The organism is Amycolatopsis halotolerans (assembly GCF_042647905.1).
In the GTDB taxonomy this organism is placed as follows: domain Bacteria; phylum Actinomycetota; class Actinomycetes; order Mycobacteriales; family Pseudonocardiaceae; genus Amycolatopsis; species Amycolatopsis halotolerans.
Window position 1 is genome coordinate 1 of record NZ_JBHRWI010000066.1, and the last position, 10,255, is coordinate 10,255.

Below are 10,255 nucleotides of genomic sequence, written 5' to 3' on the forward strand. Positions count from 1 at the left end.
CCGTCAGCGACCCGATCTTGGTCCATCCGCGGCTTACACGGTTGTCATGACACGGCCGTTCTTTCGTTGCCGGGTCTGCGGATTCGGAAGCCAGCTGACCGACCACGGTGCTGCTTTCGCGCATCACCCGAAGAGCCAGCTCGTGGCGGCGGGCTTGCAGATCGAGTTCCGCTCGCTCCAACTCGACCCGGTGCTGTTGCCAAGCCATGACCATCCTGAGCAGCTGCTGCAACGCAATGAGCACGGCACCGCCGTAGGCGACCGGAGACGATGCCCGCGCCACCTCGGCGAGCACCACCTGCCACGGGCTGGCCATGGACATCCGGACCACCCGCAGGTCTGCCGCCCAGCCCTCCTCGCTCAACGGCACCGCGCCACGCCACAGCGCATCACGACGCGGTGCCCGATCCTGCCGGTAATAGAGGTACCGCTCGGCGTTCGGCATGCTCGGCAATGCCACCAGCATCCGAGCCTGCCTGGTCAGCGCACGCAACGCGACCGTGTTGCGCTCCACCGCTTCCAAGGCGGGCAAAGCGCCGAGGTCCACCGCGACAAACAACAGCTCAGCATCGGTGCGCGCCCCGGAGTCAGCCTCGATAGTCACTCGCCTCATCCTGCCGCACCCAGTGGCCGCCGGGTACCGCTTACAACCGGCCTGCGGCTTTCAAGGCTAGGTAGCGGTCGGCGAGGGAGGGCGGCAGCTCTTCCGGCACCGCGTCCACCACCCCGACCCCGTGCCGAGTCAGCCAAGCCACCGACGACTCCCGGCCGGCCAACGCGCGTTCCGCCGCGGCAGCGTCATAAACCGCCTCCGCTGAGCCCCGCGAAGCCGCCATCTCCGCCACCCGCGGGTCCGCCACCGAAGCCACCAGCACCTCATGCCGAGCCGTCAACGACCCCAGCACCGGGAACAATCCCTCTTCCAACGGTGCCGGTTCCAGCCCCGTCAACAACACCACCAAAGCCCGCCGACGAGTCCGCCGCAGCACTTCCGCCACCATGCCCCGCGCGTCCGTCTCCACCAGCGACGGTTCGACCGTGGCAAGGGCGTTCACCAAAGACGGCGTCGAAGCATTCGGAACCGAAGCCCGCACCCGACGGTCGTAAGCCACCAAATCGACCCGGTCCCCCGCCCGGGAAGCCAGCGCGGCCAGCAAAAGCGCCGCGTCCATCGCCGCGTCCAACCGTGGCGCGTCGCCGACCCGCCCGGCCGAGACGCGGCCGGTGTCCAGCACCAAAACCAGCTGCCGGTCGCGTTCCGGACGCCACGTTCGCACCATCACGTCCGAAGCGCGGGCCGTCGCGCGCCAGTCGATCGAGCGGACGTCGTCGCCGATCACGTACTCGCGCAGGGAGTCGAATTCCGTTCCCTGGCCGCGAATCAACACGGCATTGCGACCGTCCAGCTGCTGCAACCGAGCCAGCCGCGAAGGAAGATGCTTGCGGCTGTGGAACGGCGGCAGCACCCGAACCGCCCACGGGACCTCGTGCGAACCCTGCCGCGCGGCCAAGCCCAGCGGGCCCACCGCGCGCACGGTCACCCGGGCCGCGACGCGGTCGCCGCGACGGGTCGGGAGCAGCGCAGTCGCCAACGCGCGCCGTTCGCCGGAAGGGACAACGAGAGCGTGCCGGTCGTCGGCACCGGCGCTCGGCGGCCAGGCATCGCGCAGGGAACCCCGGACGGTGCGCCCGCCGGGGTTCGTCACCGTCAGTGTGACCTCGGCGGGCTCCCCAAGCCGGACGGAAGTGGTGCCGCTGCGCGAAAAACGCAGCGCCCGCACACTCCCGGCCAGCACGAGGTCCACGACGACCAGCACCAGCAGCACCGCGACCACGATCGCGACGCCGGTGCCGGACGGGAACAGCAGCCCGACCACCAGCGCCCCCAGGAGCGCTAGCAGCCCGAGCCGCCCGGTGACTGCCATTTAGCGCGGCACCGGCACGGAGGCCAGCACCCGGTCGAGGACGCCGTCCGCGGTCACGCCTTCGAGTTCGGCTTCGGGCCGCACGTCGAGACGGTGCCGCAGCGCCGGACGGGCGAGCGCCTTGACGTCGTCGGGCGTCGCGTAATCCCGGCCGGACAGCCAGGCCCACGCACGCGTCACGGCCAGCAAAGCCGTTGCGCCACGCGGAGAAACGCCGATGCGCACCGCCGGGAGTTCCCGGGTAGCACGGCACAAGTCGACGACGTAACCGATCACTTCCGGCCCGACGGTCACCTTCGCGACCGCTTCCCGCGCGGCCGCGAGCTCCGCCGCCCCGGCGACCGGACGCACGCCCGCCGCAGCGAGGTTCCGAGGGTCGAAACCCTGTGCGTGCCGCCAAAGAATGCCGATTTCGTCCTCACGCGACGGAGCCGGCATGGTCAGCTTCAACAGGAACCGGTCCAGCTGCGCCTCGGGCAACGGATAGGTGCCCTCGTACTCCACCGGGTTCTGCGTCGCGATCACCACGAACGGATCCGGCAACAGCCGCGAAGTGCCGTCGATCGAGACCTGCCGCTCCTCCATCGCCTCCAGCAGCGACGACTGCGTCTTCGGCGGCGTCCGGTTGATTTCGTCCGCCAGCAGCAGATTCGTGAAGACCGGACCCTCGCGGAAGGAGAACTCGCCGCTGTGCGCGTCGTACACAATGGACCCGGTGACGTCGCCCGGCATCAGGTCCGGCGTGAACTGCACCCGCGTCGTCTTCAGGTCCAGCGACGCCGCCAAAGCGCGCACCAGCAACGTTTTCGCGACGCCCGGCACGCCTTCCAGCAGCACGTGCCCCCGGCAGAGCAGCGCGAGGATGAGCCCGGTGACGGCCGCGTCGTTGCCGACCACTGCCTTCCCGACCTCGGTGCGCAACGCGATCAGGGCCGCCCGCGCGTCCTGCATCTGTTCGGTACTCAAGAACGCTCCACCTCTCGTTCCACCGCGTCCAGTTCGTCCGCCAGCCGCACCAGCGCCGTCTCGTCGGACGGCGACGGGCCGTACAGCACCGCCCCGACCTCGTTCGGCGCCCGGCCGGTCCGCGCGCTCACCGTCTCCACCACCGCGGGCGGGCCGGCGTCGCGCGGCAATCCCAGTCTCTTCCGCAGCCGTGTCCTGGCTGCCTCACGCAAGGTCTCCGCCGCGTGCCCGGTCGCGCCGCCCCGCCGGTACAGCCGGGCCCGGCCCTCCGCCGTTTCCGCCGACCGCACGACCACCGGCAGCGGTTCGCGCACCACCGGCCCGAGCCGCCGCGCACGCCACAGTGCGAAAAGGACGATCGCGATTCCGGCGGTCAGCGCACCGTAGCGCCAGCCCGGCGGGATCAGGTCGACGAACGGCTTCTTGTCGCCGGCCAGCGCTGAGTCCTCTGTGGACGGCACGTACCAGGTCAGCTGCCGGTGATCGCCCAGCAGCCGCATGCTGAACGCGGCGTTGCCTTCCTTGGCGATCTGGTCGTTGGTGAACGCGTCCGCGGCACCGAGCACGGTCACAGTGCCGGTCCGGTCGGCCAGCTGCACGAAACTCGGTTCGCTGCCGTCGCGATAACAGGTGCGCGCTGTCTTGTCGTCGGTGCTGTAGTGCCGTCCGCCGAGCGTGACCGAACCGGCGCTGACCGCCGCGCCGACCGTGCAACCCGGTTGCAGCGTACGGACATCTCCAGCGCCCACCGGGGAAACTGTCGGCGCGGCCATGCCCAGCGCGGTCGATCCGGGCGCGACGAGCACGAGGTGCGAGACCCGGCGTCGCAGGTCGGCCAACCCGTTCGTCGGCACCAATTGCGGCGCGGTGATCAGCAGAGTTCCGCTGTCGGCCGCATCCCGCGCCTCGGCGAGCGAATGCACGGCGCGGACTTGAACGCCTTGCTGCTCCAGCAAATGCGCGAGAGCGTGACTGCCGCGCGGTTCGTAGGAACCGGGGTCGAATTCGCCGCTGGTCTGCTTTCCGCGGCTGAGCACGATGACCATCGCGACGATCACGATCAGCAGGAGAATCGCGAGCGGAACCCGGGCGCCACGCCAGATTCGGCGCAGATCCGGCGAAACAGCAGTGCTCATGCGTCCGCCAAAACCGGTCGGGCACGACGGACGCGTTCGTCCAATTCAGACAAAGCACGGTAACCGGTTTCGGTGCCCGGCCGGCCGCCGTAGTGGACGTCGTCGAACTGCCGCGCGGCGGCCGTGAGCTCAACGGCGAGGTCCGGCAGGAACCTTCCGGCTTCGGCGACGGCTTCGTCCGCGGTCCGGCCGGAACGGACGTCAAGCAGCGCGCGCTCTTCCATCCCCCGCACGAGCCCGCGGAACCGGTCCCGCACCGCGTCGGCGAAATCGCCGCGAGCAGCGGCTTCCTCGGCGGCTTCCCGGTACTCGTCAGCGGTTTGCCGCCGTCCGCTGAACACCTCGCCGGACGTTTTCGCGGACCGGCCGACCTTGCCCACCCGCAGCCGCACGACCACGATCAGCACGATCACCAATGCCAGCACCAGCACCAGGCCGAGCGGGCCGCCGGGCACCCCGGACAACGCGTTGAACAGCTCGGAAATCCGCCGTCCGAGCCACTGCCAGACCTGCTCGAGAAAGCCCGGCCGCGCGGCCGCGTAACCCGGGTCGGTCAGTTCCTGGGCCGCCCGCAGCCGGGCGGGGTCCCGGTCGATGTCGACCGGGACGTCGGCGAGAAAACCGATCACCACGCCTGCTGCGGCGGTTGCGGCGGCTGGATGCCCGCCGCCCTTGCCAGTTCGATGTCCATGCCCTCGCGGCGCATCCGCTGGTCGATGTAGAGCACCACGGTGACCAGCGCGGTGAACGGCATGATGATCGTCTCCGCGATCACCTTGCCCACCGATTGCAGCACGAGCCCGCCGGTCGTCACCTTCGGCAGGGTCGCCTGCGGGTCGAAGAGGCCGCTGAACGCGCCCGAGCCGACGCTGAACGGAATGCTGATGATCGCCGAGATGATCCAGCCGATCACGCCCGCCAGCAGCAGAATCCCGAACACCCGCCAGAACATGCCCGACACGAGCTGGCGCGACCGCGTGAACGCCTGCCCAATCGTGCCGCGTTCCAGCACCAGCGCGGGACCGGTGAGCGACCAGAACACATACGGCAGCACGGCGGGCAGCAGGCAGAACGCCGCGGCGACGATCGTGGCCAGCGTGTAAAGGATGGTGACCGCCAGCAGCGGCAGCAGGCGCGGCGCGGCTTCGCGCATCGCCGAACCGAAGTCGACCGGACGGCCGAGCACCGCCTTGCCCATCACCACGGTGAGGAAGCCGGTGAGGAAAGTCTGCGCCAGCATGGAAATCACGAGCGTCGGCAGCAGCGCGGTGAGTGCGGAGCCCAGCAGGCTGTACGCCGCGTCGAGCTGCTGTTGCTGCGTCGCGGCCGGTCCGAGCTGGGCGACCCGGTTGAAATCGGGCACCAGCCACAGCGACGCGACGAGGTTCAGCCCCGCCGAGATCACCGCGACGACCGCGGCCACCCCGAGGATCAGCAACGGGTACCGGCGGATCGCGGTGATCGCGCCGTCGAGGATGTCGCCGACGTTCAACGGGCGCAACGCGATCACGCCCGGTTTGCCCAGCCCGTGCGGGCTCCAGCCGGCGCCGGGACGGCCGTAGCCGCCGCCGGGGTACTGCGGAAGCGGTTGCTGGCCCGGGGATTGCCACTGACCGCCCGCCGGGGGCGGGGTCGCGCCAAGAGGCGGGAACGCGCCGGGCTGTCCCGGAGTGGCGCCAGCCGCGTTCTCGCCGCCGGAAGACGAAGACACTCCAGCCGAGGTCTCGCTCCCCGGCCGCGGGGCTGCCGGATTCTCACCGGCAGAAGGCGAAGACGCGCCAGCCGGGCTTTGCCCGCCTTGCTGCGACGTCGGGTCAGCCGGACTTTCGCTGCCAGGCGACGGAGCCGCGCCAGCCGGACTCGCCCAGCCCGGCGGCGGCGTGGCGCCAGTCGCGTTTTCGCTGGCAGGCGACGGATCAGCGCCAGTCGGACCGTCCGAAGCGGCCTGCATCTCCCCGGACGAACCGGAGTTTTCGCTGGCGGACGACGAAATTCCGGCACCAGAGGACGAGGTGTCCGTTTCGCCGGTCTCCGGCGGGGTGGCGGCGGACGCGCCGGGGTCGGGGCTCGCGAAGCCCCGGCTCGGCGTAGGCGTGTCGTCCCCCGGCCCGGGCGAACCGGGTGAATGTGTCATCGGAGCCCCTCGTCTGCACGGCCCTGCGGTTGCTGCCGTCACTCTTCCAGAGCCGCCCGCACCCGGCCAGACCTGGGGGGACGTCCGGGCGAGGAGGCAGTCCGGCGAAGTGCTGCGGCGCGCCGGGCATCCCCCGATATGCTGAACGGCAAGCCGGGGTACGCCCGGCCCGCGCCGAGACCCACCGGGACTGCCCTGATGACGCAACCGCCCTACGGCCAGGTGCCGCCACGCGGGACCGTTCAACCGCCGCCGGTGCCGGGGCAAGGACCGGTGCCGCCGGGCCAGTACCCGGGTCAGGCGCAAGGTCCGTACCAGGCACAGCCGGGACAAGGGCCGTACCAGGGACAGCAGCCGCCGTATCAGGGCCCGCCGCCGCAAGGTCCGCCGCCGCAGGGCCCGCCGTGGCAGCAGCCGCCGCCGTCCTATCCGGTGCCGCCGCGCAAACCGACCGGCCTGATCGTGGGCCTGTGCCTCGGCGCGGTCGCGGTGCTGGCGCTGGGCGTCGTCGCGATCGTTTCGCTGAACCGCGGGTCGGGTCCGAGCAACGCCGGCTACCAGGCCGCGCCGCCCTCGCCGACGTCTGCCTACGAACTGCCGCCCACCAGCGGCTCGTCCACCGCTTCGAGCGCGCCGTCCAGTTCGTCGGAAAGCCCGAGCACCTCGGTCAGCGCGGGCCCGCACAAGATCCTGAAGCTGGCCGATCACCCGATCCTGCAGGACCGCAACGCCGGCCTCCAGAACCTCGTCTGCAACCTTCCGCAGTGGGCCAGCACGCAGGACGGCGCGGAAGCGTTCTTCACCGCCGCGAGCAAGTGCCTCGACGCGGCGTGGGGCCCGTTCCTCGAGTCCTACAACCTGCCGTTCACGCCGCCCGCGCTGCACTTCCCGACCGGGCCGAGCTTCGACACCGAATGCGGCACCATCCAGGTCGGCATCGCGACCGCGGCGTACTACTGCGAGAACAACCTGTACGTCCCGTTCAAGGGCCTGCAGACCGACCAGTACGGCAACAACCCCGGTGTCTACCTGGCACTGTTCGCCCACGAGTACGGCCACCACGTGCAGGAAGTCGCCGGCATCATGGACGCCGCGTGGCAGAAGATCTACGCGGCCGGGCAGAACAGCCCCGAGGGCCTCGACATGTCGCGCCGCAAAGAACTACAGGCGCAGTGCTTCTCCGGAATGTTCCTGGGCGCGCACGTCGACCGCGGCGGCACGATCACCCGCGACATGTACAACAAGGCCTGGAACGACCAGGAAACCCGCGGCGACAACACTTCCCGCAGCCACGACCACGGCACCAACGCGCACTACGCGCAGTGGTGGCGCGCCGGGGCGAAGGACAACCGGATCGCGGACTGCAACACCTTCGCGGCGTCCGCTTCGGACGTCAGCTGAACTGGTCGCCACTGCGTTCGTAGTGGTTCGCGGCGGGCGGCTGTGTCCGGCGCACTGTTGGCACTACAGGTGTAGTGGTTCGCCGATTGCGGCTAAGTTTCGGTGAGGGTTGGCGCTGCGGCTGTAGTGGTTTGCCGAGCGCGGCTGCGGTGTCGCGTCAGCTGAGCAGCGCGAGCTTGCCCGAACCGCGGATCACCAGGTACGCGTACATCCCGCCGCAGAAGCAGGCGAACACCAGCAGCGCCAGCGCGATCGGCGCACGCAGGTCCTGCGAACCCGCCGAGGTGTCCGGAGTGCTGACGGAGACGACGCCGCTGTCCGGGGCGTCGTCCGGGACCACCACCTGGAGGTGCTCGTCCTTGCCGTGCCCGCAGCTGTCGAGCGTGCCCTGGCGCGGTTTGCCGCCGAGCTGGAACGAGACCGATTCGGCCGCCCCGGGAACAGAGCAGTCGACGGCCTTGGTGATCTGGGCGTCCACCGGCGCGCCGGGAGACTTCGCGTGGATGCCGAGCAGCCCCGGGCCGGCGAGCCACGTCAAGACCACGACGAGCACCCCGGTCGCGATCGGGATGCCCACCTGCAGCCACCGCTTGACGGGGCTCTTATGCGGAGGGTCGGAAACCTGCACGACACCATGCTTCCAGATGCCGGGGGCAAAACCCAGTGAGGTGCCCGCGCACGGGGGACCCCGCCGCCCGCCGCGAGAGCACCGTCACTCGCTGCCGTCCGCCGCCCGATGCCACGGCACCCGCCGCCGCCCACCGACCCCGACCGACCTGGCCCGAATCCCACCCCAATGCCACATTGGGTGCATCCCACGCACCGAATGCCACATTGGGTGCGTCAGACGCACCCAACGCCACATTGGGGTTTCTCAGTAGCGGGTGCCGGTTCGACGGTGCACGGGGTCTTCCTGGTCGACGGGCCCGGTCCGGCGCTGCCGGGAGCAGGGAGCCACGCGGCCCAGCCAGCACTCCGCATCGCCGTAGCGGGGCCGCGCACAGCTTCCGCTGAGACGACCCCCGAGTGCGTGCGACGCACCCAACGCCACATTCGGTGCGTTCAGCACACCCAACGCCACATTGGAGCGGTCCGGAACCAGCCCGAACCCGGCACCCTCAGCGCTCGATGTGATCGACCTGCGTGACCTTCTTGACGTACAGCAGCCGGTCCCCCGGCTCCAGCGCGTCCGCCTGCGGAGCGTCCACCCGGTAAAGCACCCCGTCTCGCACCACGCCGAGCACCGTGTCCGGCAGGTGCCGCGGCGAGCCGCCTTCCTCGCTCGGTTCGATGGCGCGTTCGGCGATCGCCAGGCCGGATTCCGGGGTCAGCAGGTCCTCGACCATGTCCACTACAAGCGGAGTGGACGTCGCCATCCCGAGCAGCCGCCCCGCGGTCTCGCTCGACACCACGACCTGGTTCGCCCCGGACTGCTTCAGCAGGTGCACGTTCTCCGCCTCGCGCACCGACGCCACGATGTGCGCCTTCGGGGCCAGCTCCCGCGCGGTGAGGGTGACCAGCACGGCCGTGTCGTCGCGGTTCGGCGCGACCACTACGGCCCGCGCGTGCTGCACGCCCGCGACGCGCAGGACGTCCGCCCTGGTCGCCGATCCGTGCACGGTGACAAGCCCGAGCGCGCTCGCCGCATCCAGCGCCTGCTGGTCGGTGTCAACGACCACTACACGGTTGGCCTGCACCTCCTCGTCGCCGAGCAGCGCGTTGACCGCCGAGCGGCCCTTCGTGCCGAAACCGACGACGACGGTGTGGTCACGCACCTTCGTCCTCCACTTCTGGATTTTGAACGCCTGCCGGGAGCGCTCGGTGAGCACTTCCAGGGTGGTCCCGACGAGGACGATGAGGAAGAGCACCCGCAGCGGCGTGATCACGATGACGTTCACCAGCCGCGCCGACGCGGTGGCCGGGGCGATGTCGCCGTAGCCGGTGGTCGAGAGGGAAACTGTCGCGTAATAAAGCGAGTCGAGGAGCGAGAGGCCGTCGCCGTTGGCGTCGCGGTAGCCGTCCCGGTCGAGGTAGACGATCAGCACCGTGGCGAGCAGCGCCAGCAGCGCGCCGATGATCCGCTTGACGATCGCCCGCATCGGGCTGACGGTCAGCTCCGGCATCCGGATCACGCCGACGAGCTCGTGGTCGGGCCGGTCGTTCAACCGGACGTTCAGGGGCAGCCGTTTCAAGGCCTTCATGCACCGGCTCCCCGCGCGCGTTCGGCGTCACTCACAGCGGGGAGGATAACCCAATCGGAGCACCCGCACACCCGTCACCGCGATCATGCTGTGGCAGGCTTGCCGCATGTCCGAGCCTCGCGCGTCGCAACGTCCGGCCCATCTTCTCGCCGCTCTCCTGGCCGGGGCGGGCGTCCTGCACTTCGCCCGGCCCAAGCCGTTCGACGCGCTGGTCCCGAAAGAGCTGCCCGGTGACCGGCGCACGTGGACCTACGCCTCGGGCGTCGCCGAGTTGACCGTCGCCGCCGGGATCGCGCTGCCGCGCACGCGCCGGCTGGGCGGGTTGGCGGCGGCGCTGCTGTTCGTCGGGGTGTTCCCGGGGAACGTGAAAATGGCGCTGGACTATCAGCGCCGCGGCCGTCCGGCGCGGGATCGTGCGGTGGCGTGGCTGCGGTTGCCGATGCAGTGGCCGTTGGTGAACTGGGCGTTGACCGTGCGCGATCGGGCGTAGCT

Annotated in this window: 10 protein-coding genes; 2 read left to right on the forward strand and 8 right to left on the reverse strand. The window is 70.4% G+C overall.

The window, feature by feature from the left end; genetic code table 11:
- The 6 genes from ACFORO_RS40695 to ACFORO_RS40720 form a co-directional block, all read right to left on the reverse strand.
- Positions 1-604, reverse strand: a 604-nt coding sequence (locus ACFORO_RS40695; protein WP_377896750.1) for a hypothetical protein, incomplete at its 3' end; no start/stop codon positions are given.
- A 40-nt stretch (positions 605-644) separates the two neighbouring features.
- Complete coding sequence (locus tag ACFORO_RS40700) at positions 645-1,925, reverse strand: DUF58 domain-containing protein (RefSeq protein WP_377873059.1); 1,281 nt, start codon at positions 1,923-1,925, stop codon at positions 645-647.
- Positions 1,926-2,876, reverse strand: a complete 951-nt coding sequence (locus ACFORO_RS40705; protein WP_354744823.1) for an AAA family ATPase — start codon at positions 2,874-2,876, stop codon at positions 1,926-1,928. It abuts the gene before it with no gap.
- An 11-nt stretch (positions 2,877-2,887) separates the two neighbouring features.
- Complete coding sequence (locus tag ACFORO_RS40710) at positions 2,888-4,027, reverse strand: DUF4350 domain-containing protein (RefSeq protein ID WP_354744795.1); 1,140 nt, start codon at positions 4,025-4,027, stop codon at positions 2,888-2,890.
- Positions 4,024-4,659: a DUF4129 domain-containing protein gene (locus ACFORO_RS40715; RefSeq protein ID WP_377873060.1), complete on the reverse strand. Its 636-nt coding sequence runs from the start codon at positions 4,657-4,659 to the stop codon at positions 4,024-4,026. The genes ACFORO_RS40710 and ACFORO_RS40715 overlap by 4 nt, the downstream gene beginning before the upstream one ends.
- Complete coding sequence (locus ACFORO_RS40720; RefSeq protein ID WP_377873061.1) at positions 4,653-6,161, reverse strand: hypothetical protein; 1,509 nt, start codon at positions 6,159-6,161, stop codon at positions 4,653-4,655. The genes ACFORO_RS40715 and ACFORO_RS40720 overlap by 7 nt, the downstream gene beginning before the upstream one ends.
- 198 nt (positions 6,162-6,359) lie before the next feature.
- Here ACFORO_RS40720 and ACFORO_RS40725 point away from each other — a divergent pair, with 198 nt between their 5' ends.
- Complete coding sequence (locus tag ACFORO_RS40725) at positions 6,360-7,562, forward strand: neutral zinc metallopeptidase (RefSeq protein WP_377873062.1); 1,203 nt, start codon at positions 6,360-6,362, stop codon at positions 7,560-7,562.
- Positions 7,563-7,719: 157 nt separating this feature from the next.
- On the opposite strand, the gene ACFORO_RS40730 is transcribed toward ACFORO_RS40725, so the two are convergent.
- Together ACFORO_RS40730 and ACFORO_RS40735 are read right to left on the reverse strand one after the other, a co-directional pair.
- The gene (locus ACFORO_RS40730; RefSeq protein ID WP_354744803.1) at positions 7,720-8,190 is read right to left on the reverse strand and encodes a hypothetical protein; all 471 of its coding nucleotides are present in this window, start codon (positions 8,188-8,190) and stop codon (positions 7,720-7,722) included.
- 490 nt (positions 8,191-8,680) lie between these two features.
- On the reverse strand, positions 8,681-9,763 hold the full coding sequence (locus ACFORO_RS40735; RefSeq protein ID WP_344288523.1) for a potassium channel family protein: 1,083 nt from the start codon (positions 9,761-9,763) through the stop codon (positions 8,681-8,683).
- Between the two features lie 106 nt (positions 9,764-9,869).
- Here ACFORO_RS40735 and ACFORO_RS40740 point away from each other — a divergent pair, with 106 nt between their 5' ends.
- Positions 9,870-10,253, forward strand: coding sequence for a DoxX family protein (locus ACFORO_RS40740; protein WP_377873063.1), 384 nt, complete (start codon positions 9,870-9,872; stop codon positions 10,251-10,253).
- Positions 10,254-10,255: the final 2 nt, after the last annotated feature.

Coding starts and splice junctions, on each gene's coding strand:
- ACFORO_RS40740 (WP_377873063.1), top strand. CDS start 9,870: ATGTCCGAGCCTCGCGCGTCGCAACGTCCGGCCCATCTTCTCGCCGCT.
- ACFORO_RS40705 (WP_354744823.1), bottom strand. CDS start 2,876: ATGCAGGACGCGCGGGCGGCCCTGATCGCGTTGCGCACCGAGGTCGGG.
- ACFORO_RS40735 (WP_344288523.1), bottom strand. CDS start 9,763: ATGAAGGCCTTGAAACGGCTGCCCCTGAACGTCCGGTTGAACGACCGG.
- ACFORO_RS40725 (WP_377873062.1), top strand. CDS start 6,360: ATGACGCAACCGCCCTACGGCCAGGTGCCGCCACGCGGGACCGTTCAA.
- ACFORO_RS40700 (WP_377873059.1), bottom strand. CDS start 1,925: ATGGCAGTCACCGGGCGGCTCGGGCTGCTAGCGCTCCTGGGGGCGCTG.
- ACFORO_RS40710 (WP_354744795.1), bottom strand. CDS start 4,027: ATGAGCACTGCTGTTTCGCCGGATCTGCGCCGAATCTGGCGTGGCGCC.
- ACFORO_RS40720 (WP_377873061.1), bottom strand. CDS start 6,161: ATGACACATTCACCCGGTTCGCCCGGGCCGGGGGACGACACGCCTACG.